Source organism: Modestobacter versicolor (assembly GCF_014195485.1).
Lineage (GTDB): Bacteria > Actinomycetota > Actinomycetes > Mycobacteriales > Geodermatophilaceae > Modestobacter > Modestobacter versicolor.
This window is the reverse complement of sequence record NZ_JACIBU010000001.1, coordinates 328,583-352,721: the sequence shown is the minus strand read 5'-3', so window position 1 is coordinate 352,721 and position 24,139 is coordinate 328,583. Positions and strand designations below refer to the sequence as shown.

The 24,139-nt window shown below is 74.1% G+C and carries 20 protein-coding genes; 6 read left to right on the top strand and 14 right to left on the bottom strand.

Annotated elements, in window-relative coordinates; all coding sequences use genetic code 11:
• Positions 1-31: 31 nt before the first annotated feature.
• From whiA to FHX36_RS01545, 11 genes are all read right to left on the bottom strand, one after another.
• A complete protein-coding gene (gene whiA, locus FHX36_RS01595) occupies positions 32-1,006 on the bottom strand; it encodes a DNA-binding protein WhiA (protein ID WP_425487818.1) in 975 nt (324 codons plus the stop codon).
• 79 nt (positions 1,007-1,085) lie between these two features.
• On the bottom strand, positions 1,086-2,120 hold the full coding sequence (locus tag FHX36_RS01590; RefSeq protein ID WP_343056548.1) for a gluconeogenesis factor YvcK family protein: 1,035 nt from the start codon (positions 2,118-2,120) through the stop codon (positions 1,086-1,088).
• Positions 2,120-3,082, bottom strand: a complete 963-nt coding sequence (rapZ, locus tag FHX36_RS01585) for an RNase adapter RapZ (protein WP_183513446.1) — start codon at positions 3,080-3,082, stop codon at positions 2,120-2,122. The genes FHX36_RS01590 and rapZ overlap by 1 nt, the downstream gene beginning before the upstream one ends.
• Positions 3,079-5,148, bottom strand: coding sequence for an excinuclease ABC subunit UvrC (gene uvrC / locus FHX36_RS01580; RefSeq protein ID WP_110550583.1), 2,070 nt, complete (start codon positions 5,146-5,148; stop codon positions 3,079-3,081). The genes rapZ and uvrC overlap by 4 nt, the downstream gene beginning before the upstream one ends.
• 70 nt (positions 5,149-5,218) lie before the next feature.
• A complete protein-coding gene (locus FHX36_RS01575) occupies positions 5,219-6,124 on the bottom strand; it encodes an alpha/beta fold hydrolase (RefSeq protein WP_110550582.1) in 906 nt (301 codons plus the stop codon).
• Positions 6,125-6,150: 26 nt separating this feature from the next.
• Positions 6,151-6,552: a universal stress protein gene (locus tag FHX36_RS01570; protein ID WP_110550581.1), complete on the bottom strand. Its 402-nt coding sequence runs from the start codon at positions 6,550-6,552 to the stop codon at positions 6,151-6,153.
• A 14-nt stretch (positions 6,553-6,566) separates the two neighbouring features.
• A complete protein-coding gene (locus FHX36_RS01565) occupies positions 6,567-8,153 on the bottom strand; it encodes a tripartite tricarboxylate transporter permease (protein WP_246405386.1) in 1,587 nt (528 codons plus the stop codon).
• Positions 8,153-8,749, bottom strand: a complete 597-nt coding sequence (locus FHX36_RS01560; protein ID WP_110550579.1) for a tripartite tricarboxylate transporter TctB family protein — start codon at positions 8,747-8,749, stop codon at positions 8,153-8,155. Before FHX36_RS01560 ends, FHX36_RS01565 begins: the two co-directional genes overlap by 1 nt.
• Complete coding sequence (locus tag FHX36_RS01555; protein ID WP_110550578.1) at positions 8,746-9,729, bottom strand: Bug family tripartite tricarboxylate transporter substrate binding protein; 984 nt, start codon at positions 9,727-9,729, stop codon at positions 8,746-8,748. The genes FHX36_RS01560 and FHX36_RS01555 overlap by 4 nt, the downstream gene beginning before the upstream one ends.
• A 188-nt stretch (positions 9,730-9,917) precedes the next feature.
• Positions 9,918-12,851 (bottom strand): excinuclease ABC subunit UvrA, encoded by a 2,934-nt coding sequence (gene uvrA, locus FHX36_RS01550; protein ID WP_110550577.1) that lies wholly within the window; start codon positions 12,849-12,851, stop codon positions 9,918-9,920.
• Between the two features lie 183 nt (positions 12,852-13,034).
• Positions 13,035-14,444 (bottom strand): amidase, encoded by a 1,410-nt coding sequence (locus FHX36_RS01545; protein WP_258372563.1) that lies wholly within the window; start codon positions 14,442-14,444, stop codon positions 13,035-13,037.
• Between the two features lie 96 nt (positions 14,445-14,540).
• On the opposite strand from FHX36_RS01545, the gene FHX36_RS01540 reads away from it, so the two are divergent.
• The 4 genes from FHX36_RS01540 to FHX36_RS01525 all read left to right on the top strand — a co-directional run bounded on the left by FHX36_RS01540 (position 14,541) and on the right by FHX36_RS01525 (position 19,270).
• Positions 14,541-15,209, top strand: a complete 669-nt coding sequence (locus FHX36_RS01540) for an MBL fold metallo-hydrolase (protein ID WP_110550575.1) — start codon at positions 14,541-14,543, stop codon at positions 15,207-15,209.
• A gap of 129 nt (positions 15,210-15,338) precedes the next feature.
• Positions 15,339-17,456 carry an MMPL family transporter gene (locus FHX36_RS01535; protein WP_110550589.1) on the top strand — a complete coding sequence of 706 codons (2,118 nt, stop codon included), beginning with the start codon at positions 15,339-15,341 and terminating at the stop codon, positions 17,454-17,456.
• A gap of 24 nt (positions 17,457-17,480) precedes the next feature.
• Complete coding sequence (locus FHX36_RS01530; RefSeq protein ID WP_220035790.1) at positions 17,481-18,629, top strand: sensor histidine kinase; 1,149 nt, start codon at positions 17,481-17,483, stop codon at positions 18,627-18,629.
• Positions 18,626-19,270 (top strand): response regulator, encoded by a 645-nt coding sequence (locus FHX36_RS01525; protein ID WP_110550573.1) that lies wholly within the window; start codon positions 18,626-18,628, stop codon positions 19,268-19,270. The genes FHX36_RS01530 and FHX36_RS01525 overlap by 4 nt, the downstream gene beginning before the upstream one ends.
• A gap of 153 nt (positions 19,271-19,423) precedes the next feature.
• On the opposite strand, the gene FHX36_RS01520 is transcribed toward FHX36_RS01525, so the two are convergent.
• Complete coding sequence (locus tag FHX36_RS01520; RefSeq protein WP_110550572.1) at positions 19,424-19,705, bottom strand: hypothetical protein; 282 nt, start codon at positions 19,703-19,705, stop codon at positions 19,424-19,426.
• A gap of 208 nt (positions 19,706-19,913) precedes the next feature.
• On the opposite strand from FHX36_RS01520, the gene FHX36_RS01515 reads away from it, so the two are divergent.
• Together FHX36_RS01515 and FHX36_RS01510 are read left to right on the top strand one after the other, a co-directional pair.
• Complete coding sequence (locus FHX36_RS01515; protein WP_220035789.1) at positions 19,914-20,162, top strand: hypothetical protein; 249 nt, start codon at positions 19,914-19,916, stop codon at positions 20,160-20,162.
• Positions 20,159-20,593: a hypothetical protein gene (locus FHX36_RS01510; protein WP_110550571.1), complete on the top strand. Its 435-nt coding sequence runs from the start codon at positions 20,159-20,161 to the stop codon at positions 20,591-20,593. The genes FHX36_RS01515 and FHX36_RS01510 overlap by 4 nt, the downstream gene beginning before the upstream one ends.
• A 16-nt stretch (positions 20,594-20,609) precedes the next feature.
• Here the strand turns inward: FHX36_RS01510 and FHX36_RS01505 are convergent, their stop codons facing one another.
• Entirely contained in the window at positions 20,610-22,679 is a 2,070-nt protein-coding gene (locus tag FHX36_RS01505) for a S9 family peptidase (RefSeq protein ID WP_110550587.1), read from the bottom strand.
• Between the two features lie 48 nt (positions 22,680-22,727).
• Positions 22,728-24,065, bottom strand: coding sequence for an MFS transporter (locus FHX36_RS01500; protein WP_110550570.1), 1,338 nt, complete (start codon positions 24,063-24,065; stop codon positions 22,728-22,730).
• Positions 24,066-24,139: the final 74 nt, after the last annotated feature.

The following is a 24,139-nucleotide window of genomic DNA, read 5'->3' as shown; positions in this document are numbered from 1 at the left end:
GACGCACCGGTGGGCCGCCTGACCGCGGCTGCTACTGGGCGAGCATGTCGTCGGTGACGACCGACTCGGTGTCCGGGATGCCGAGGTCCTTGGCCCGCTTGTCCGCCATCGCCAGGAGACGCCGTATGCGCCCGGCAACAGCGTCCTTGGTCATCGGGGGGTCGGCGCGCTGGCCGAGCTCCTCCAGCGAGGCCTGACCGAACTCCAGCCGCAGCCGGCCGGCGACCAGCAGGTGCTCGGGGGCGTCGTCGGCGAGGATCTCCAGCGCCCGCTCGACGCGGGCGCTGGCCGCGACCGCGGCCCGGGCGGACCGGCGCAGGTTGGCGTCGTCGAAGTTGGCCAGCCGGTTGGCGGTGGCCCGCACCTCGCGGCGCATCCGCCGCTCCTCCCAGGCGAGCACCGCGTCGTGGGCGCCCATCCGGGTGAGCAGCGCGCTGATCGCGTCGCCGTCGCGGACGACGACGCGGTCGGTGCCGCGCACCTCGCGGGCCTTCGCGGCGATGCCCAGCCGGCGGGCGGCGCCGACGAGCGCCATCGCCGCCTCCGGCCCCGGGCAGGTGACCTCCAGGGACGACGAGCGCCCCGGCTCGGTCAGCGACCCGTGCGCCAGGAAGGCGCCGCGCCACGCGGCCTCGGCGTCACCGATGCCGCCGGAGACGACCGACGGCGGCAGCCCGCGCACCGGCCGGCCCCGCTGGTCGACCAGCCCGGTCTGCCGGGCCAGCCCCTCCCCGTGCTTGGCGATACGCACCAGGTAGCGCACGCCGCGGCGGATGTTGCCGCCGGCCAGCACGCTCACGCCGCTGGTGTAGCCGTACACCTCGCTGATGTCGCGCCGCAGCCGCCTGGCCACCGAGCCGGTGTCGAGCTCGGCCTCGATGACCACGCGGCCACCCACGATGTGCAGGCCGCCGGAGAAGCGCAGCAGCGCCGTCACCTCGGCCTTGCGCTCGGAGGTCTTCGTGCACTCCACGCGGGAGAGCTCGTCCTTCACCATCGCCGTCATAGCCATCAGCGGTCTTCCCTTCCCCCTGTGTGCTGGCCGGTGCACCCGTCGTCCCCGTGCCCGACCTCCCCCCGCCCGGTCACCGCGCACCGACCATGGAGGCCAGTGCCGCGGCGAGCCGCGCGGGGTCGTGCCGTGGTGCACCGTCGGGTGCGGCGACCGGAGCGAGCACCAGTTCCGCACCACATCCCTGCACAGCAGACAGCAGACCACGCCGGTCAACAACCGCAGCGGCATCGGCGATGACCGTGTGCAGCGACACGCCCCCCAGATGGGCCAGCAGGACCCCCAGGTGCTCCTCGGGCGAGAAGCCGTCGGTCTCCCCCGGCTGGGGCTCCAGGTTGAGCACGACGACCACCCGGGCCGGGCTGTCCTCCAGCGCCTGCCGCAGCCGGGGCACCAGCAGGTGCGGCAGCACCGAGGTGTACCAGGAGCCCGGGCCGAGGCTGATGACGTCGGCCTCGGCGATCGCGCGGAGCACGGCGTCCGGCACCGGCGGGTCGGCCGGCGAGACGCGGATCTCCCGGACCCGCCCCGGGGTGGAGGCGATCGCGACCTGCCCGCGGATCCGCCGGGTGTCCTGCGGGTCGTCAGGGTCGGTGCTCGCCACGGTGGCCACCAGGTCCAGCGGGACCTCCGCCATGGGCAGCACCCGGCCCTGCGCGCCGAGCAGCTCCTCGAGCACGCCGAGGGCGCGCACGCTGTCGCCGCCGTGCATCTCGGTGAGCCCGGTGAGCATCAGGTTGCCGACCGGGTGGCCGGCCAGGACGCCGCTGCCGCCGAAGCGGTGCTGCAGCAGCCGGGCCACCTCCTGGGTGCGCGGGTGCTCACCGGCCAGCGCCGCCAGGGCCATCCGCAGGTCGCCCGGGGGCAGCACCGGCATCTCGCGCCGGATGCGCCCCGACGAGCCGCCGTCGTCGGCGACGGTGACCACCGCGGTGAGCTCCCGGGTCAGCCGGCGCCAGGCGGTCAGCGCGGCGGCGAGCCCGTGCCCCCCGCCCAGCGCCACGACCCGCAGCCGGTCGGCCGAGCGCCGGTCGCCGCCCACCGGCACCGGGACGGGCGGGGGTGCGGCCAGCCGCACGGCCTCGTCGCCGTACGGGTCGGGCCCCACTACTCGCGCCCCAGGTCGCGGTGCCGGGCGGTGGCCGGGACGCCCTCGGCGCTGAGCCGGCGGGCGAACTCCTCGGCGATGGCCACGCTGCGGTGCTTGCCGCCGGTGCAGCCGACGGCGAGAGTCAGGTAGCGCTTGCCCTCCCGCCGGTAGCCGGGCAGCAGCAGCCGCAGCACCTCGGTGTAGCGGTCCAGGAACGCCGGGGCGTCCTCCTGGCCGAGCACGTACTCGCGCACCTCGGTGTCCCGGCCGTTCATCGGGCGCAGCTCGGGGATCCAGTGCGGGTTGGGCAGGAAGCGGGCGTCGACGACCAGGTCGGCGTCCAGCGGCAGCCCGTACTTGAAGCCGAAGCTCAGCACAGTGGCGACCACCTGCGGCGGGGCGCCGTCCTCGACGAAGGCCGACTCGAGCGTGGCCCGCAGCTGGTGGACGTTGAGGTCGCTGGTGTCGATCCACAGGTCGGCCTCGCCGGCGATGCCGGTGAGCAGCTCGCGCTCGGCGTCGATGCCGTCGATGAGCCGGCCGCTGCCCTGCAGCGGGTGCTCGCGGCGGACCGACTCGTACCGGCGGATCAGCACCTCGTTGCGGGCGTGCACGTAGACGACGCGGGGCCGGTGACCGGCCTCGGCGAGCAGCCGGATGGCCTCCTGCAGGTCGCTGGAGAAGGCCCGGCTGCGGACGTCGACGACGGCGGCGAACCGGCGCAGGTCGCCGCGGGCGCCGAGCTCCACCATCGGCTGCAGCAGCGCCGGCGGCAGGTTGTCGACGACGAAGAAGCCGAGGTCCTCGAGCACCCGGCCGGCGGAGTTCTTGCCCGCGCCGGACAGCCCGGTGACGACGACGACGTCGAGCGGTGCCAGCTCGGTGCTGGCGCCGTCGGTGGCCGGTGGGACGTCGCTCTGCGGCCCCGCGGGATCCTGCTCGGCGTCGGTGGGCTCCCCGGCCCGCTGGTCGACGCTCACGCCCCGCTCCCCTCCACCCGGTGGACCCGGCCGATCTCGGCGCTCTCCCCCGCCTCGGCGCCGTGCACCGGCCGGACGGGCATGGCCGCGCCCACCGGCGCCTCCTCCAGCTCGACGGCGTCCTCGGCAACCCGGTCGGGGTCCGCGCCGGCCGCCACCGGCTCGGCAACGGCCGCCAGCACCGCCTCGGCCGTGCGCCGGCCGATGCCGGGCACCGCCATGAGCTCCTCGACCGAGGCCGCACGCAGCCGCTTGAGGGATCCGAACTGCTTCATCAGGGCCTTCCGCCGGGTGTCGCCGAGCCCCGGGACGTCGTCCAGGAGCGACACGAGCATGGTGCTGGATCGCTTCTGCCGGTGGTAGGTGATGGCGAACCGGTGGGCCTCGTCACGTACCCGCTGCAGCAGGTACAGCGCCTCGGACGTGCGCGGCAGGATCACCGGGTCGGGGTCGTCGGGCAGCCACACCTCCTCCATCCGCTTGGCCAGCCCGCAGACGGCGACGTCGACGATGCCCAGCTCGGCGAGCGAGCGGCTGGCCGCGGCCACCTGCGGGGCGCCGCCGTCGACGACGAGCAGGTTCGGCGGGTAGGCGAACCGGCGCGGCCGGCCCTCCTCCGCGGCGACGCCCTGCTCGTCGCGGCGGTCGGCCTCGTCCTTGAGGTGCCGGGCGAAGCGCCGCCGGACGACCTCGGCCATCGCGGCGGTGTCGTCGGTGCCCTGGGCGACCGAGAAGCGCCGGTAGTCCGACTTCTTCGCCATGCCGTCCTCGAACACCACCATGCTGGCGACCACGTTGGTGCCCTGGACGTGCGAGATGTCGATGCACTCGATGCGCAGCGGCGCCTCGGCCAGGTCGAGCGCCTCCTGGATCTCCGACAGCGCCATCGAGCGGGCGGTGAGGTCGCTGGCCCGCTTCACCCGGTGCCGGGCGAAGGACTCCTTGGCGTTCCGCTCGACGGTCTCCATCAGGCTCCGCTTGTCGCCGCGCTGCGGCACGCGCAGCGACACGCGCGACCCGCGCAGCTCGCTGAGCAGCTCGGCGTAGACCTCGGCGTCGTCGGGGAGCTCGGGGACCAGCACCTCCCGCGGCACGGAGTCGCCCACCTCGCCGGTGCCGGTCTGCTCGTCGACGCCGCCGTAGACCTGCAGCAGGAACTGCTCGACCAGCTGCCCGGTGGTGACGTCCTCGACCTTGTCGATGATCCAGCCGCGCTGGCCGCGGACCCGGCCGCCGCGGACGTGGAAGACCTGGACGGCGGCCTCCAGCTCGTCCTGGGCGAACGCGACCACGTCGGCGTCCGTGCCGTCACCGAGGACGACGGCCTGCTTCTCCAGCGCCCGCCGCAGCGCGCCGAGGTCGTCGCGCAGCCGAGCGGCCTTCTCGTAGTTCAGCTCCTCCGCGGCCTCGGCCATCTGCCGCTCGAGCCGGCGGATCATCTGGTCGGTGCGGCCGCCCATGAAGTCGCAGAAGTCGTCGACGATCTCGCGGTGCTCCTCGGCGCTGACCCGGCCGACGCAGGGCGCCGCGCACTTGCCGATGTACCCGAGCAGGCACGGGCGGCCGATCTGGCTGGCCCGCTTGAACACGCCGTTGGAGCAGGTGCGCGCCGGGAAGACCCGGGTGAGGGTGTCCAGCGTCTCGCGGATGGCCCAGGCGTGGGCGTAGGGGCCGAAGTAGCGGACGCCCTTGCGCTTGGGCCCGCGCATCACCTGCAGCCGCGGGAACTCCTCGTTCAGCGTGACTGCCAGCGACGGGTAGCTCTTGTCGTCGCGGTAGCGGACGTTGAACCGCGGGTCGAACTCCTTGATCCAGTTGTACTCGAGCTGGAGCGCCTCGACCTCGGTGCCGACGACGGTCCACTCGACGCTGGCCGCGGTGGTGACCATCTGCCGGGTGCGCGGGTGCAGGCCCCAGACGTCGGCAAAGTAGCTGTTCAGCCGCTGCCGGAGGCTCTTGGCCTTGCCGACGTAGATGACCCGGCCGGCCGGGTCGCGGAACTTGTAGACCCCGGGGTCCTCCGGGATGCTGCCGACCGCTGGGCGGTACGTGGACGGGTCGGGCATGACCCCAGGTTAGGTCGGCCCCCCGACACTCCGGACGCCCCGTTCCCGACCTGCGCGGATGCGCGCGGGCTCAGATCCGGGCGTCGGTCCAGCGGAGCAGGTCGGCGACGACCTCGTCCCGGTTGGTCTCGTTGAACACCTCGTGCCGGGCGTCGGGGTAGACGTGCTGCTCGACCGGCAGCCCACGGTCCCGGAGCAGCCCGGCGAGCGCGGTGACCTGGCCGGCGTCGACGCCGCCGACCGGGTCGCGCTGACCCGACAGCAGCAGCACGGGCAGCCCGGCGGGCAGCTCGGCCACTCCCTCGGGGCTGGTCGCCCGGACGTTCAGCCCGAAGACGCCGGCCGCGTAGGCGTGGGTCAGCGGCATGTCGTCGCCGCTCAGCGGGTCGGCGAGGTAGGCGTCCACCTCGGCCTCGTCACGGGACAGCCAGTCGTAGGGGGTGCGGGCCGGCTCGAAGGAGGCGTTGAAGGCACCGAGCGCGTCCAGCGGCTGGTCCCCGCGCCCGGCGGCCAGCGCGGCCTCCAGGGCGGAGACGGTGTCCACCAGGTCCGGGTCGACGCCGAGCGGGCCGGAGAGCACCAGCCCGGCGAGGTCGCCGCCGTCCTGCTCCGCCGCGGCGAGTGCGATGACCGAGCCCATCGAGTGCCCGACCAGCAGCCGGGGCACGCCGGGGTGCTGCTCCGCGGCGACCAGGTGCAGCGCCCGGACGTCGTCCAGCACGCCGGAGACGCCGGGGGCGCCGAACCGGCCGGTGCCGGTGCCCTCCGCCGTCCGGCCGTGGCCGCGGAGGTCCATGGCGTAGACCGCCAGGCCGCGCGCGGTGAGGGCGGCGGCCAGCCGGTCGTACCGGCCGGAGTGCTCGGACGCGCCGTGCACCACCTGGACGGTGGCCCGGGCGTCGCCGCCGGGCAGCCAGCGCCGGTAGGTGACGTGCACCCCGCCGACGCTCTCGATGACGTGCCGCTCTCCGGGCATCGCGCGCTCCTCCTCGGTCGCCGGGATCAGGACGACGGCGGTGTCTTGACCGCGAGCACCGGGCAGTCGACGTCCAGCAGGATCCGCTGGGCGGCGCTGCCCATCAGCAGCTTGCCGACCGCCGACCGGTGCCGGATGCCGATGACCAGCAGCTCGGCGCCGGTCTCCGCGGTCACCTGGGACAGCTCCTCGGCGACGTCCCGGCCGACCGGCTGGCGCACCTCGAACGGCACCCCCGAGGTGGCCAGCTGGTCCTCCAGCCGGCGCAGCGCGTCGCCCTGCAGGTACTCCGGGTCGACGAGCGCGTCACCCCGGGAGCTGTTGACGACCACCAGCCGGGCGCCCCGGCGGCGGGCCTCCTGCAGCCCGTGCTCCAGCGCGGCAGCACCACGCGGGCTGGGCACGTGCCCCACGACGACCGTTGCCATGTCCGTGTCTCCGCTCATCCGTCCGACGCCCCCCAGTCCTCCCGGTCGGCGCCCGTGCGGACGGCCTGGTCCCGGTCGCGGTGCTCGAGCCGACCGTCGGCCTGCACCTCCGCCGGCGTCGACCGGCGGCCCTTCACCAACCGCAGCACGATCGGCCCGACCAGGGCCACCAGTGCCAGGAACAGCACGATCCGGCTGAACCAGCTGTCCACCAGCACGCCGAGGTCGCCGCCGCTGATCGCCAGCGCGCGGCGCAGGTTGGTCTCGGCGATGGGCCCGAGGATGAGGCCGATGACCGCCGGGGCGACCGGCCAGCCGTACCGGCGCATCAGGAAGCCGAGCAGGCCGAGGACCAGCAGCAGCACCAGGTCCAGCGGGTCGGCGTTCACCGCGAAGGAGCCCAGCGAGGCGAACATCAGGATGCCCGCGTAGAGGTAGGGCCGCGGGATGCGCAGCAGCTTCACCCACAGCCCGACCAGCGGCAGGTTCAGCACCAGCAGCATCGCGTTGCCGATCAGCAGCGAGGCGATCAGCGCCCAGACCAGCGGCCCCTCGGTGGTGAGCAGCGTCGGCCCGGGCTGGATGCCGTAGCCCTGGAAGGCGGCCAGGATGATCGCGGCGGTGGCCGAGGTCGGGATGCCCAGGGTGAGCAGCGGCACCAGCACGCCGGCGGCCGCGGCGTTGTTGGCCGCCTCCGGGCCGGCGACGCCCTCGATGGCGCCCTTGCCGAACTCCTCCGGGTGCTTGGTGAGCTTCCGCTCGGTCGCGTAGGAGAGGAACGTCGGGATCTCCGCACCGCCGGCCGGCAGCGCACCGAACGGGAAGCCGAACGCGGTGCCGCGCAGCCACGGCTTCCACGAGCGGCGGAAGTCGTCCCTGGTCATCCAGTTGCCCTTGTGGTCGATCACCTGGACGGCGCCGCGGCGCAGCCGGGAGGCCACGTAGAGCGCCTCGCCGACCGCGAAGAGCGCGACCGCGACCACCACGACGTCGATGCCGTCGGACAGCTGCGGGACGCCGAGGGTGAACCGCTCCTGACCGGTGAGGACGTCGGTGCCGACCAGCCCCAGGTAGAGGCCCAGGCACAGCGCGGCGAGGCCGCGCAGCGGGGAGGAACCGAGCACGGTGGCGACGGCGACGAAGGCGATCACCGCCAGCGCGAAGTAGTCGGCCGGGGTGACGCCGATGGCCAGGTCGACGACGGTGGGGGCGACCAGCGCGAGCAGCAGGGTGGCGATGGTGCCGGCCACGAAGGAGCCGATGGCCGCGGTGGCCAGGGCCGCCGAGCCCCGCCCGGCCTTGGCCATCCGGTTGCCCTCGAGCGCGGTCATGATCGAGCTGGACTCACCCGGGGTGTTGAGCAGGATCGACGTCGTCGACCCGCCGTACATGCCGCCGTAGTAGATGCCGGCGAACATGATCAGCGCGCTGGTCGGCTCCAGCACGTAGGTGGCCGGCAGCAGCAGTGCGACCGTCATCGCCGGGCCGATGCCGGGCAGCACGCCGACGGCGGTGCCCAGCAGCACGCCCAGCAGGGCGAACAGCAGGTTCAGCGGGGTGAGCGCGTCGGCGAAACCGCCGAGCAGTTCGTCGATGGCCATCAGATCCAGTCCGTCACGAACTCGAGGACGGTGCCGCCGGGCAGCGCCACGTTGAGCGCCTTCACGAAGATGACCCAGACGATGCAGCTGACCAGCAGCCCGATCAGGAACGGCCGGACGGTGCCGACCGCCCCGAGCGCCCAGGCCACCGCGGCGAACATCAGCGCCACCGCCAGCGGCCAGCCGACGACGTTGATCAGCAGGGCGTGGGCGACGAAGGCCACGGCGATGATCGCGACCGCGCGCCAGTCGGTGGGGGCGTCGGGGTCGACGTCCTCGCTGTCGTCGGAGGGCCCGCGGTCACCGCGGAGCGCGCGGATCGCCAGCGCGGCCCCGGTGAGCACGGTCAGCCCGCCGACGGCGTAGGGGAAGAACCGCGGGCCGACGGTGTTCGACGAGCCCGGGACGGCGATGGCCCCGGCGTCGATGAGCAGGTAGACCCCGAGCGCGGCGAGCAGCGCGGCCATCACCAGCTCGCCGGTGTTCCGCTCCGGCCGGGTCGGCTGCTGGACGTGCTGCTGGACCGGCTCCCCGGCCGGTGACTCGGCCGGCTGACCCGCCGGCGGGTCGCTCGGGTGCCCGGCGGCGGTGCTCACGGGATCAGCCCGATCTCGGTCAGGACCTGGCGCACGCGGGTCTCCTCCTCGGCGAGGAAGTCGCCGTACTCGTCACCGGTCTGGAAGGTGTCCAGCCAGCCGTTGTTCTCCAGCGCCTCGGCCCACTCGTCGGTGTCGTGCGCGTCCTGCACCACGGCGATCAGGTCGTCGCGGGCGTCGGCGGTCATGCCGGGCCTGGCCATCAGCCCGCGCCAGTTGGTCACCTCGACGTCGAACCCGGACTCGATGATCGTCGGGACGTCGGGCACCTGCCCGGACCGCTCGGCCGTGGACACGGCGAGGCCCTTCAGCGTGCCGGAGGTGACCTGGGCGCCGTAGTCGGCGGTGCCGGAGATGCCGGCGGCGACCTGGTTGCCGAGCAGCGCCGACAGCGACTCACCGCCCCCGGAGTACGGGATGTAGTTGACCTGCTCGGGGTCGATGCCGGCCGCCTGCGCCAGCAGCCCGGCCAGGATCTGGTCGGTGCCACCGGCCGAGCCACCGGCGATCGGTGTGCCGCGCGGGTCGGCGGCCCAGGCCTCGACGAAGGAGGCGAGGTCGTCGTAGGGCGACTCGGCCGGCACGACGATCAGCTCGGTCTCCGCGATCAGCTGGGCGATCGGGGTGACGTCGTCGAGCCGGGTGGTGGAGTCGTTGGTGTCGATGGCGCCCACCATGACCAGGCCCATCATCATCAACAGCGCGTCGTCGTCCTCGCGGGCCAGCTGCCCCAGGCCGATCGTGCCGCCGGCGCCCTCGACGTTGAAGACCTGCACGTTGCGGGCGACACCGGCCTGCTGGATGACCCGCTGCAGGGTGCGCGCGGTGGTGTCCCAGCCGCCGCCGGGGCTGGCCGGGACCATCATCCGCAGCCGGGAGAGGTCACCGGGCTGGACGACGGTGCCGGCGCAGGCGGACAGCGCCGCCAGGGCGGGTGCGGCGACGGCTCCGGCGAGGAAGTTCCTGCGGCTCAACGGCACGGTGGTGCTCCTCCTGCGGCGACGCTGCTCTCGGCGCAGCCAGGCAACCACAGCCGGCGGGCTCCGGGAACTCCGGGCGGTGACTCGGCCCCGGAGCGTGACCTGGTAGTGCGGACCGCCGGACCGGGCGGGGCGCACCCCGTCCGGTCCGGTGGCCGGCCGGGCCGCGCGGGGCCCGGCCGGAGCGGTCAGCTGGCCTGCTCGCCGGCGACCGCAGCGGTGAGCTGCGGCTTCTTGCGGGTCCGCTTCTTCGGGGCGGCGGGCGCGGCGGCCGCGGCGACGGCCTCCGGGTCCAGGATGGTGGCCAGGAACCGGCCGGTGTGGCTCTCCGGGACGGTCGCGACCAGCTCCGGGGCACCCTCGGCGACGACCATGCCGCCGCGGAACCCGCCCTCGGGGCCCATGTCGATCAGCCAGTCGGCGCTCTTGATGACGTCGAGGTTGTGCTCGATCACGATGACCGAGTTGCCCTTGTCGACCAGCCCCTGGATGACCTGCAGCAGCTTGTTGATGTCCTCGAAGTGCAGGCCGGTGGTCGGCTCGTCGAGCACGTAGATGGTGCGGCCGTTGGAGCGCTTCTGCAGCTCGCTGGCGAGCTTGACCCGCTGCGCCTCACCGCCGGACAGCGTCGTGGCGGGCTGGCCGAGCCGGATGTAGCCGAGCCCGACGTCGGTGAGGGTGCGCATGTACCGGGAGATCGCCGGGATGGCCTCGAAGAACTCCGCGGCCTCCTCGATCGGCATGTTCAGCACCTCGGCCACCGTCTTGCCCTTGTAGTGCACCTCGAGGGTCTCCCGGTTGAACCGGGCGCCCTTGCACACCTCGCAAGGCACGTAGACGTCCGGCAGGAAGTTCATCTCGATCTTGAGCGTGCCGTCGCCCGAGCACGCCTCGCAGCGGCCGCCCTTGACGTTGAAGGAGAACCGGCCGGGCTGGTAGCCGCGGACCTTCGCCTCCGAGGTGCTGGCGAACAGCTTGCGGACGTGGTCCCAGACGCCGGTGTAGGTGGCCGGGTTGGACCGCGGGGTGCGGCCGATCGGCGACTGGTCGACCCCGACGACCTTGTCCAGCTGGTCCAGGCCGGTGATGGTGCGGTGCCGGCCGGGCACCATCCGCGCGCGGTTCAGCTCGTTGGCGAGCGTGGTGTAGAGGATGTCGTTGACCAGGCTGGACTTGCCCGAGCCCGAGACACCGGTGACCGCCACCAGGACGCCGAGCGGGAAGGTCACGTCGATCCCGCGCAGGGTGTTCTCCCGGGCGCCCTTGACCACCAGCTCGCGACCCGGGGTCGGCACCCGCCGCTCCTTGGGGATCGCGATCTCGCGACGGCCGGACAGGTACTGCCCGGTGATCGACCGCTCGCTGGCCAGCAGGTCCTCGTAGGTGCCGCTGACCACGACCTCGCCGCCGTGCTCGCCGGCGCCCGGGCCGATGTCGACGACCCAGTCGGCGTGCTTGATGGTGTCCTCGTCGTGCTCGACGACGATCAGCGTGTTGCCCATGTCGCGGAGCCGGACCAGCGTCTCGATCAGCCGGACGTTGTCGCGCTGGTGCAGCCCGATCGAGGGCTCGTCGAGCACGTAGAGGACGCCGACCAGCCCCGAGCCGATCTGGGTGGCCAGCCGGATGCGCTGCGCCTCACCACCGGCGAGGGTCGCCGCCGGCCGGTCGAGGGACAGGTAGTCCAGCCCGACGGAGACGAGGAAGGACAGCCGGGCCTGGATCTCGCGGAGGACGGCGTCGGCGATGGCCTTCTCGCGCTCGCCCAGCTCCAGCGCGTCCAGCCACTCCGACGCGTCGCCGATGGACAGGCCCGTGACCTCGGCGATGGACCGGCCGTTCATCTTGACGGCCAGGATCTCGGGCTTCAGCCGGGTGCCGTGGCAGACGGGGCACGGCACGTCCCGCATGTAGCCCTCGTACTTGTCCTTCATGAACTCGCTGTCGGTGTCCTCGTGCCGGCGCTCGAGGAAGGGCAGCACGCCCTCGAACGCGGCGTAGTAGCTGCGCTCGCGGCCGTAGCGGTTCTTGTAGCGGACGTGCACCTGGTCCGGGGACCCGTGCAGCACCGCCTTCTGCACCTTGGCGGGCAGCTGCTCCCACGGGGTCTTCATCGAGAAGCCGAGCATGTCGCCGAGCCCGCCCAGCAGCCGCTGGAAGTACTCGTTGCTCATCGAGCCGGCCCACGGCGCGATCGCGCCCTCGCCGAGGCTCTTCTGCGGGTCGGGCACCACGAGGTCGGGGTCGACCTCCTTGCGGGTGCCGATGCCGGTGCACTCCGGGCAGGCGCCGAACGGGGAGTTGAACGAGAACGACCGCGGCTCCAGCGCCTCGAACGACAGCCCGTCGTCGATGCAGGCGAGGTGCTCGGAGAAGGTGCGCTCGCGCTGCGGGTCGTTCTCGGGGAGGTCGACGAAGTCGAGGACGACCAGGCCGCCGGCCAGGCCGAGGGCGGTCTCGACCGAGTCGGTGAGCCGGCGCTTGGCGCTCTCCTTGACCGTCAGCCGGTCGACGATCACCTCGATCGTGTGCTTCTCCTGCTTCTTGAGCTTCGGCGGCTCGGTCAGCGGGTGGACGGTGCCGTCGACCCGCACCCGGGAGAAGCCCTGGGTCTGCAGCGAGCTGAACAGGTCGACGTACTCGCCCTTGCGGGCCCGGACGACCGGGGCGAGCACCTGGAACCGGGTGCCCTCCTCCATCGCCAGCACCTGGTCGACGATCTGCTGCGGCGTCTGCCGGGAGATCGGCTTGCCGCAGTTGGGGCAGTGCGGCTGACCGGCGCGGGCGTAGAGGAGGCGCAGGTAGTCGTAGACCTCGGTGATCGTGCCGACGGTCGACCGCGGGTTCCGGTTGGTCGCCTTCTGGTCGATGGACACCGCCGGCGACAGGCCCTCGATGAAGTCGACGTCCGGCTTGTCCATCTGACCGAGGAACTGGCGGGCGTAGGCCGACAGCGACTCGACGTACCGGCGCTGGCCCTCGGCGAAGATCGTGTCGAAGGCCAGGCTGGACTTGCCCGAGCCGGAGAGCCCCGTGAACACGATCATCGCGTCGCGGGGCAGGTCGAGGTGGACGTCCTTGAGGTTGTGCTCTCGGGCGCCGCTGACGACGAGCCGGTCCATGTGATCCCTGTCGGTCGCAGTGGTTCGGTGCTGTCCCCGGTGGGCGGGGACGGGTGGTGCGGGGCGGAGCTGGGGCCGTGGCTGGTCCATCACCTGGTCGAACGGTGTGCCGGGAGAGCGGCTTCCCGACACCCACGTGTGGGCTCGGTCTCCCCCACCGTCCGGCCGGGCGACGGGCGCGGATCAGCCGGTACCGGTGCCGGCCGGCTGAACGGGGTCGAAGACCGGCGCGTGCCGCCGCCAGGGCAGCCGGCGTTCCAGCTCTCCGGCCAGCCAGAGTAGACGCGTCTCGGACCCGGCCGGGCCGACCAGCTGGACCGAGGTGGGCAGGCCCTCGCGGCCCGGGCCGGCGGGCAGGACCAGCGCCGGCAGACCGGCCAGGTTCCAGGCCGACGTCCAGGGCGCCCAGCGGGCGTTGGCGGTGATGTTGGCCAGGAAGCCGCGCTCGTGCCACGGCCGCGCGGCCAGCGGTGGGCCGGTGACCACCGGGGTCAGCAGCACGTCGACGTCGGTGAAGAAGCCGGCCATCCGCTGCCGGAACGCCGCCGCGGTGCGCGGCCGGACCAGCCCGGCCCGGCGCACCCAGCGGCCCAGCCGGGCGTGCGTGCGGCTGCGCGGCTCCATAGCCGGCCGGTCCAGGTCGAGCGCCTCGGCATCGGCGTCGGCGCCGGCCAGCCACCGGGCGACCGTGCCCAGCGCGGCGGCCGGGGTGACCACCGGGTCCTTGCGGACGACGGTGTGCCCGGCCGCTCGCAGCTCGGCGACCACCGCGTCGACCGCCGCGCGCCCGGCATCGTCGAGCCGGACCCCGAGGACGGGTGAGCGGGTGGAGACGGCGACCCGCAGCGGCGCCGCAGGGGCCGCCGGCGGGACCACCGGGGTGCCGGCCAGCACCGCGAAGCCGGTGGCGAGGTCGGCGACGGTGGTGGCGAGCACGCCGTTCTCCGCCATCCCGGACCAGTCGTCGGCGCCGATCTGCGCCGGGACGACGCCCGAGCCGGGCTTGAGGGTGACCAGGCCGCAGGCTGCGGCCGGCAGCCGCAGCGAGCCCATGCCGTCGTTGCCCTGGGCCAGCGGCACGACGCCGGCGGCGACCGCGGCCGCGCTGCCCCCGCTGGAGCCGGCGGACGAGCGCGCGGTGTCCCAGGGGTTGCGGGTGACGGTGCCCGGCGCGTCGGTGGCGGAGTAGAGGCAGAGCTCGGGCACCCGGCTGATGCCGACCACCACGGCACCGGCGGCCCGCAGCCGCGCGACGACCGGGTGGTCGGCCGTCGCCGGGGCCGGGCGGTGCGCCAGCGAGCCGTCGGTGGCGACCTCGCCGGCGACCGCGACGTTGTCCTTCACCGCGATCGGCACCCCCGCCAGCGGCAGCTCGGCGCGCCGGGTGGACGCGTCGACGGCGGCGGCCTCGGCCAGGGCGGCCTCGGCGCGCACGACGCGGAAGGCGCCGATCCGGGCCTCCACCTCGGTCAGGTGGGCCAGGTGCGCGCGGACCACCTCGACGGCGGACAGCTCGCCGGAGCGGACCCGGGCGGCCAGCTCGGTGGCTGGTGCCCCCACGATGCCGGTGCCCTCCGCAGCGCGGTCGGTCACCGACCCGGTCGACGGGTCAGGGCGCGCGGAACCTGCACTAGCGTCCATGCGGTCGAACCTATCCGGGGGCACCGACAGTTCTCAGATCGGAGCGGGATGAGCGGGCAGACGTACACCGGCGACGTGCAGGTCGGCGGCACGGCCGACGTCCGGGAACTGCCGGGGCTGACCATCGCGAAGCTGGCCGTGGGCGAGATGGCGAACAACGCCTACCTGCTGACCGCCACCTCGACCGGCGAGGCGCTGCTCGTGGACGCCGCTGCCGAACCGGAGGCGCTGCTCGCCCTGGTCGGCGGCGCGGACCTGCGCACCGTCGTCACCACCCACGGGCACTGGGACCACCACCGCGCGCTCCCCCAGGTCGTCGAGGCGACCGGGGCGCAGACGGTGGCGCACCCGGCCGACGCCGCCGACCTCCCGGTGCAGGTGACCCGGCCGGTGGAGCACGGGGACACGGTGGCGGTGGGCGACCAGGTGCTGGAGGTGGTGCACCTGCGCGGGCACACGCCCGGCTCGATCGCGCTGGTGTGGCGCGGCCCGGGCGACGCCGGCACGCACGTCTTCACCGGCGACAGCCTGTTCCCCGGCGGCGTGGGCAACACCCAGCAGGACGCCACCCGGTTCGCCAGCCTCATCGACGACGTCGAGGCCCGGCTGTTCGGCGAGCTGCCCGACGAGGCGTGGGTGTACCCGGGCCACGGCAAGGACACCACCATCGGCACCGAGCGCCCCCAGCTGGCGGAGTGGCGCGAGCGCGGCTGGTGACACCCGCTCACCTCGGGAGGCAGGCCCTGGTCGCCTGACCCGGCCGCCTGCCGTACTCCGCACGGAGTACGGCGGAGTGCGTGCCGTGGCCGGACGCGTCAGCCCCGCGTGGTTGACAGCGTGATCGCCATGACCACTCAACTGGCGGCGCCCGACCACACCGGTGCCGATGAGAGACCGAAGCGATCACGGACCAAGACGCTGCTGCCCTGGCTCGTGCTGGCCGTGTGGGTCGGGTTGATGGTGGGCGGCTACTCGCTCTCCGGCAAGCTCGACTCGGTGACCCGCGACGGGCAGGTCGACTACCTGCCGGCCAGCGCCCAGTCGACCAAGGTGCTCCAGGCCGAGGCCGACCTGCCCGGTGGCGAGAACGGCCTGCTCGTGGTCGTCTACGAACGACCGGGTGGCCTCCAGCCGGGCGATCGGGAGGCGGTCGAACGCGGCCGGTCCGAGCTGGCGGAGCGATTCGGCAACGGCACCGACGCACTGCCCGACATCGTCGACTCCGCCGACGGCACGGCCCTGATGTACGCGTTCCCGCTCGACCGCGATGCGGTCGCCGAGGACGCCGCCGCCACCGCGGACGCGCGTGCCCTCCTCGCCGACCGGCCCAGCGGCCTGGACGCACACGTCACCGGTCCGACCGCGCTGGGGGCCGACATGGACGAGGTCTTCGACGCCGTCGACGCGACGTTGATGCTCGCCACGGCCGTGGTGGTGGCGCTCCTGCTGATCATCACGTACCGCAGCCCGCTGCTGTGGCTGGTCCCGCTCGCCTCGGTCGGGGTCGCGGCGATCGCTGCGATGGCCACCGTCTACGCGCTCACCCAGGTCTTCGACTTCACCATCACGAGCATGAGCTCGGCGCTGCTGATCGTGCTGGTCTTCGGCGCGGGCACCGACTACGCCCTGCTCCTGGTGTCCCGCTACCGCGAGGAGCTGCACCGCCACGAACGGCCGATCGACGCGATGCTGCAGGCGCTGCGTGGGGCCGGCCCGGCCATCCTCGCCTCGGCGGCGACGGTGGTCGCCGGCCTGTTGTGCCTGCTGGCCGCGGACCTGAACAGCATCAGCAGTCTCGGCCCGGTGGGTGCAGCGGGCATCGTGGCCGCGATGCTGGTCATGCTGACGCTCTTCCCGGCGCTGCTGGTGGTGCTCGGGCGACGGGTCTTCTGGCCCTTCGTCCCGCGACTCGGGGGCGAGTCGCACAAGCCCCGGTCTGGGTGGGCCCGGCTCGGCGAGCTGGTCTCGCGCCGCCGCGTCGTCAGCTGGGTGGTCCCGCTGGTGGTCCTGGGCGGTCTCGCGCTGGGCACGCTGGGTGCCAGCGGCACGCTCCCGCAGCTGGACCAGTTCGCCCGTTCGACGCCGGACTCGGTGGTCGGGGCGAAGCTGATCGAGGCCCGCTACCCCGACCAGAGCGGTCAGCCGCTCACCGTGATGAGCCGGCCGGGCCAGAGCCTCGAGGTCCTGACCGCCGTCGAGGGCACACCGGGGGTCGCCCAGGCCGAGCTCCGTCGGTCCAGCGACGACTGGGTGGAGATCTCCGTGATCCCGGTCGACGCCCCGGACACCACGGGTGAGACGGCGACGATCGAGCGGCTGCGGGAGAACGTGCGCGAGGTCGCCGGGGAGGAGGGTGCGCTGGTCGGCGGTCCGAGTGCCGAGAGGCTCGACGAGGCCGAGACCAACCGGACCGACCGCAACCTGGTGATGCCGCTGATCCTGCTGGTGGTGCTCAGCATCCTCGGGCTGCTGCTGCGGGCGATCGTGGCTCCGCTGGTGCTGGTCGCCACCGTCGTGGTGTCGTACTTCGGAGCCCTCGGGCTCAGCAACCTGTTGTTCGACCACGTGCTCGGGTTCGCCGGGCTGGAGTCGTCGGTGCCCCTGATCGGGTTCCTCTTCCTGGTCGCGCTCGGTGTCGACTACAACATCTTCCTGATGACCCGGGTACGCGAGGAAGCCGTCCGGCACGGGACTGCCGAGGGCACGAAGCGGGGCCTCGCGGTGACAGGTGGCGTGATCACCTCGGCCGGCGTCGTGCTGGCGGCGACGTTCGCGGTGCTCGCCTCGCTGCCGCTCGTCATGCTCGTCGAGATCGGGGTGCTGGTCGCCGTCGGCGTGCTCATCGACACCTTGCTGGTGCGGTCCGTCGTGGTCCCCGCACTGACGATGTCGCTGGGGTCGAGGATCTGGTGGCCCAGCAGGCTCTCCCGGACGAGTGAGGACAGTGTCGACGACCGTGTGTGAACGATGAGAGCACTCCGTCCGCCAGTGGCCGACCGGCTGCTGGCGGCGGGGTCGTTCGCGCTCGGCGTCGTCGGCGCGATCACGCTCCAGGCGGTCAGTGCCGGGGACGAGCGACGCGTGGACCTCTGGGCGATCGCGCTCCTGGCCGCGATGTCGTCGCCGTTGCTGGTCCGCCGGCGCTGGCCGATCCCCGTCGTCCTCGCGGTCCTCGCCGTGTCGACGCCGTACCACCTCCTCGACTACCCCCACGAAGCCACGATGCCGGCCTTGGTCGTGGCGGCGTTCACGGCGGCGCGCTACAGCGAGCCACCACGACCGGGCTACGCCGCCCTGGTGGCGGTGGGCGCGGTGGCACTGCCGGTCGTCGCCGCGTCGGGGGCACTGGGCAACGCGCTCCTCGGCGTCGGTTGGCTGCTCATGGCCTTCTTCGCCGGGCTCGCGGTCCGCTTCCGCGAGAACTGGAAGGCCGCCGTCACCGCGCGGCTCGAGCAGGAGCGTGCCGACGAGGTCGAGCGGCGGGTCGCCGGAGAGCGGGTGCTGATCGCTGCCGAACTGCACGACGTCCTGGCACACGGCCTCGCGGTCGCGAACGTCCAGGCGTCGGTCGCTGCGCACCTGATCGACCAGCTGCCGGGGCGGGACGACGTGCCGCTGCGGGAGCTGTCCAGCACGCTGCACGACCTGTCGGACACGAGCCGGGCCACGCTCCACGAGCTGCGTGCCATCCTGGACGTCCTGCACGGTGGCGACGCCGAGCCGACCGAGCCGGTGCCCCAGCTCGGTGAGCTGCAGCGTCTGGTGGACATGGCCGAGGCCGCCGGTGTCCGGGTCGACGTGGAGGCTGCCGGGCTGCCGGACGAGGTGGCGTCGACGGTGTCCGTCGTGGCCTACCGGATCATCCAGGAGTCGCTGACCAACGTGATCCGGCACTCGACGGCCGAGCACGCCACCGTCCGGCTCAGCCAGGACGGCGACCGGCTGCAGATCGCGGTCGTCGACCGCGGGCCCGCGCGACCGGGCTCGACCGTGACACCGGCCGGCTTCGGGATCGTCGGGATGACCGGCCGGGCGCAGGCCGTCGGCGGCGAGCTGTCCGCCGGGCCCGGCGAGTCCGGGGGGTTCGAGGTGCGGGCCAGCCTGCCGCTGCCGGAGTCCTGGCGGGTGCCGTCATGATCCGGGTCCTGCTCGCCGACGACCAGGCCTTGGTGCGCGGCGCCTTCGCGCTGCTGGTCGGCTCCGCTGGTGACATGGAGGTCGTCGGGGAGGCCGGCACCGGCGACGACGCGGTGACGCTGACCCTGGAGCTGCGCCCCGACGTCGTCCTGATGGACATCAGGATGCCGAGCACCGACGGCATCGAGGCGACCCGGCAGATCGTCGCCGACGAGGGATCGAGCGGCAGCAAGGTGCTGATCCTGACCACGTTCGAGACGGACACGAACGTGCTGCGCGGCCTCCGCGCGGGGGCGTGCGGCTTCCTGCCCAAGGACACCCGCCCGGCTGCACTGCTGGACGCCATCCGCACCGTCGCGGCGGGCGAGGCGCTGCTGTCGCCCGGCGCGACGAGGGCGGTCATCACCCGTGCGCTGAGTCGCCCGGACGCGCCGGCGCCCGAGCGGCTGGCCAGCCTGACGGCGCGCGAACGCGAGGTGCTCCGGCTGGTCGCCGCGGGCAGGAGCAACCAGGAGATCGCGGACGAGCTGGTCGTCAGCCCGCTGACCGCCAAGACCCACGTGGGCCGCATCCTCGCGAAGATGGGCGCTCGCGACCGGGTCCACCTCGTGATCGCCGCGTACGAAGCCGGGCTGACCTAGCCCGTCATGGCGACGACTCGACGCAGGGCATCGGAGGTCCGCACCTCGGCGAGTGGGGGCTGGACGACTGATCTCACGGGGCGGTGACGTTCCCGCGGGAACGTCGACGAGCTCTCTGCCGCCGAGCACCCGCCGTCGTGACCGCGTCGGCCGCTACTCCTCGTCGAAGAGCTCGACCAGCTCGTCCGCCGTCCCGGCGACGTGCAGCGGCACCACCGAGATCGACCAGTCGGGACGCCGGTCGTCGAGGTCGATCGCCAGGTCCCAGGCGGCCCGGGCGGTGAGCGGGCCGAAGCACGCGTCGTCGCCGTCCTCCCCCACGGCGATCTCGACCAGCCAGTTGTCGGACAGGTCGGCCGCCAGCTCGGCGAAGTCCGGCTCGCTGTCCTCGTCGGGCTCGGGGAGGTCGGCGTGGACGGGGTAGATGAGCGCCATGGGAGCACGCTAGCCCGGCACGGGCACCGGGCAGCCCGCGTCGGCGCCGGAGCGGTGGGCGGCGCGTCCGGACGGCGATCACCTGGTCGGTCACCGGTTCGCCGCAGCCGAACCGGGTAGTGCACAACCGAAGCCGTCGACGAACGCGTCGCCGGCGCCTCTGGAAGAGCCGCACCCCCGCGAACACCGACCGATCGAGGAGATCCCCATGAGCATGGCGAACAGCGACGCAGCGACCGGCGAGCGCGACATCAAGTCCCACGAGGCCACCAGCTTCGCCGACCTCGGCAAGGAGATGTGGACCTACCTGACCGGCAAGGGCGCGGCGATCAACTACCAGTTCGTCGACATGATCGTCGAGGTCCCCCGGGAGACCGGCCCGGACGCGCCGCGCGCCACCTGGCGGCTGAACGGCACGCTCCGCATCACCACCACCGAGAACGCCAGCCAGGGATGAACCCGGAGGCGGCCCGCCTCGACGTGACCGCCGACCTGTCGATCGAGGTCGACGGCGCGCCCGTGCGGGTCACCGCAGGGGGCGGTGACCTGCACGTGGTCGCCGACGACGTCCGCGGTTTCGTGCTCGGCCTGCGGGCCGCGGCAACCGCCCGCAACGGCACGCGGCCCGGCCGCGCCGACCTCGCTGAGCTGGCCGGCGCGCTCGCCGACGCCGGGCTCACCGCCCGACTCGACTCCCCCTCGCAGCACATCGTCACCGTCGGGTCGGGCGTCGACTCCCCGCTCGGCGGCGCGCTGCTGGGCACCCGGCTGGCGCAGCCGGACCCCCTCGGCATCGTGCGGGCCAGCCTCCGTGCCCGCACCACCGGGACCGCGCTGGTCGCCGGCCTGCTCGCCCTCGGCTACGCGGTGGTCCGCCGCCGGCGCTGAACCGGCGGCGGCACGATCAACCGACCCGCGTGGCCTGCACGGTCAGCGGCTCCGCCGTCCGGCGCTCGACCGGCGGCGGGGCCGTGGCCGCGGTGGACCCGGCGGGCAGCGCGCCCATCGCCGAGCTGTTCTGCGGGGTGGGCAGCCAGCGCCCCCACCAGCGCAGCACGTGCTCCAGCCGGGCCCGCCGGTGCTGCGGCCGGCCGGTGCGGGAGAGCTCGTGCCCCTCCCCCGGGAACAGCAGCAGCTCGGTGGGCACGCCGCGGCGCTTCAGCTCGACGTAGAGCCGGGTCCCCTGCTCCAGCGGGCAGCGCCAGTCCTCCTCCGAGTGGATCACCATCGTCGGCGTGGTGATCCGGTGCGCCGTGGCCATCGGCGACTGCGCCGCGATCCGCTCCGGGTCGGTGCCCACGTACTCGTCGGGGAAGAAGAACCCGATGTCCGAGGAGCCGACGAAGCTCACCGGGTCGTTGAACGCCCGCTCGCTGATCCCCGCGGCGAACCGGTCGGTGCGGCCGAGCAGCAGCGTCGTCATGAAGCCGCCGTAGGAGCCGCCCATGATGCCGACCCGCGAGGAGTCCAGCGCCGGGTCCTGCAGGGCGTCGTCCAGGAAGGCGACGACGTCGTCGGCGTCCAGCTCGCCCATGTGCTCCTTGATGACCCGGCCGTGCGCCTGGCCGTAGCCGGAGGAGCCGCGCGGGTTGCACTGCACGACGGCGTACCCCGCCTCGACGTAGGCCTGGGTCTCGTCGAACAGCGTCCAGCCGTACTGGGCGAAGGGGCCGCCGTGCACGGTGAGGAGCACCGGGTGCGGGCCGGGGCCGGGCGGCGTGGTGACCCAGCCGTGCACCGGGTAGCCGTCCGGTGCGGTCGCGGTCCGCTCGCGCATCCGGTGCAGCCGCCCGGTGGCCTGCAGCTGGGCGCCGAACCCGGTGATCAGCCGGCGGCGGCCCGGGGTGATGGCGATCAGCTCGCCGGCCGACCGGTCGTGGGCGACGGTGGCCACGACGACGCCGCCGCCGACCCCGATGCCGCGCACCGTGTACGGCCCGTCGACCAGCGGCTCGGGCGCACCGCCGGACAGCGGCACCCGCAGCAGCTCGACCGCCCCGCGCCGCTGGACGCCGACGAACGCCGCCCCGTCGGCGACGACCGTCGCCGGGGTCTCGTCGCCGCGGTCGTGCTCCTCGGGGTCGAGCAGCGGCTCCACCGGTCCGCCGGCCGCGGCGACCCGGCACAGCGTCGTGTTCCGCCCGACGAAGTCCCGGCCCAGCGGGCCGAGGTCGGGCTGGGCGGTGAGGTAGATGGTGCTGCCGGCCGGGTCCTGCGGGTCGTACGCCGGGTGCGCGCACGCCGACCGCGACTCGGTGACCCTGCGCAGGCCAGTGCCGTCGGGCCGGACGACGTAGACGTCGCTGACCCGGTCGAGGTCGGCCCCCTCGTGCCGCGCGGAGACGAACGCCAGCTCGGTGCCGTCCGGGCTCCACGCCACGTCGGCGTCGTCGACGTCCCCGCCGGTCACCTGGAACGGCTCGGCCAGGGCCACGCCGTCGTCGTCCGCGTCGGCGGGCAGGCCCACGACGAAGACGTGGCTGCGCCGGTCGTTGGTGAAGCCCAGGTCGTCCTGCCGGTACTTCAGCGTGGTGATCAGCCGCGGCGCCTCGGCCGCCGGCGGGACGTCCTCGTCGGTGCCGTAGCGACCGGCCTCGGGCACCCGGGCGGTGTAGGCCAGCCGGCGGGAGTCCGGTGACCACACCGGCACCCCCGCGCCCAGGTGGTGGTCGGTGAGCCTCCGCGCCGCTCCCCCGGCGGTCGGCAGCACGTGCAGCTGCGGGCGGCCCTTCGGCTCGGCCGACAGGAAGGCCAGCCAGCGGCCGTCGGGCGAGAACACCGGGGCCTGGTCGCGGTGGCCGTGGGTCAGCGGGCGGGCCGGCGCCGAGCCGTCGGTGGGCACGGTCCACAGCTGGCTGCGGTACTCGTCGGCGTCCAGGTCGAGCCGGGAGACGGCGACGACGGCGGTCGTCCCGTCCGGGGACACGGTGGGGACGCCGGGCGTGCGCAGCAGGGAGAGGTCGGTCGGCCGCATGACCGGCACGCTAGCCCAGCGACGTCGCCATCCAGGTGGTGAGCACCGCTAAGGGGTGAGCGCTCCCGGGTCGCGGCGGTCCGCCCGGATGCCGGGGACCAGCCCCAGCGCGCCGAGCAGCGGCAGCACGGCGAGGAGCAGCAGGCTGCGGTCCAGCCCCAGCACCTCCCCCGCACCGCCGACCACCGCCGACCCCACGCCACCGCCGACCAGGAAGACCAGGGTGGCGATGCCGAGGGCGACGCCGCGCACCTCGACCGGGACGGCGCCGCCGACCGCGGCCATCAGCGCCGGCTGGCCCAGCCCGAAGGCGAAGGTCACCAGGACGACGGCCGCCACCAGCCCGGGCGCCGACCCGGTGGCGGCGCCGAGAGCGGCGACCAGCAGCGCGACGGTCGCGGTGACCCCGGAGACGGCCAGCGACCGCGCGGGGCGCAGCCGGGCCAGCAGCGGGCCGGCCAGCCGCGGGGCGAGGAACCCGGTGAGCGCGCTGGGCAGCAGCGCCAGGCCGATGTGCAGCGGCGTCCACCCCTCGCCGGCCAGCACGGCCGGGACGGCGATCAGCAGGGCGAACCAGGCGGCCGGGACGGCGGAGGCGGCCAGCGCGCTGCGGACCACCACCGGCTCGCGCAGGACGGCCGTGGGCAGGAAGCCCTCCGGCCGGCGACGCACCTGCGCGGCGACCGCCGGGATGCCCAGCCCGAGCAGGGCGGCACCGACCGCGGCGATCACCGCGCCCGACGCCGGGGACTGCACGAGGAGCACCAGGCCGGCGGCGGTGCCGGCGACCAGGACCGCACCCAGCAGGTCCAGCCGGGCCCCGGTCCCCGCGGTGGGGACCGAGCGCCACAGCACCGGCACCAGCAGCAACCCGAGCGCCGGAAGCACCACGACCGCCCGCCAGCCCGCCCAGTCGGCGACGAGCCCGCCGGTCAGCGGGCCCAGCGCGCTGACCGCCGCGGCCGTGCCGGCGACCTGGCCGAGCGCCGTGGTGCGCACCGTGCCCTCGTAGCGGGCGCTGACGATGGCCATGCCGAGCACCGGCACCGCGGCCGCGCCCATGCCCTGGAGCAGGCGGGCACCCAGCAGCACCGGGTAGCTCGGTGCCAGGCCGCCGAGCACCGCGCCGGCGGCCATCAGGCCGACGCCGACGACCAGCGGCAGCCGGATGCCGGCGAGGTCGGCGACCCGGCCGTAGACGGCGGTGGCCACGGCGAGCATCAGCGCGTAGAGGCTGATCACCCAGGAGACGCCACCGGTGGTCAGGTCGAGGTCGGCGGCGATCGCCGGGAGCGTGACCGCGACCGCCGCGCTGCCCATGCCGGCCAGGCCGAACAGCAGGCCGACCAGACCGGCGATCCGTCCGGCGTCGGTCGGGGGGCCCATGCCCGCAGCCAACCAGGCGCCCGTCCACCGTGCCCGGCCGGATGATCCTGAGCACCGCTAACGAGGCGCTAGGG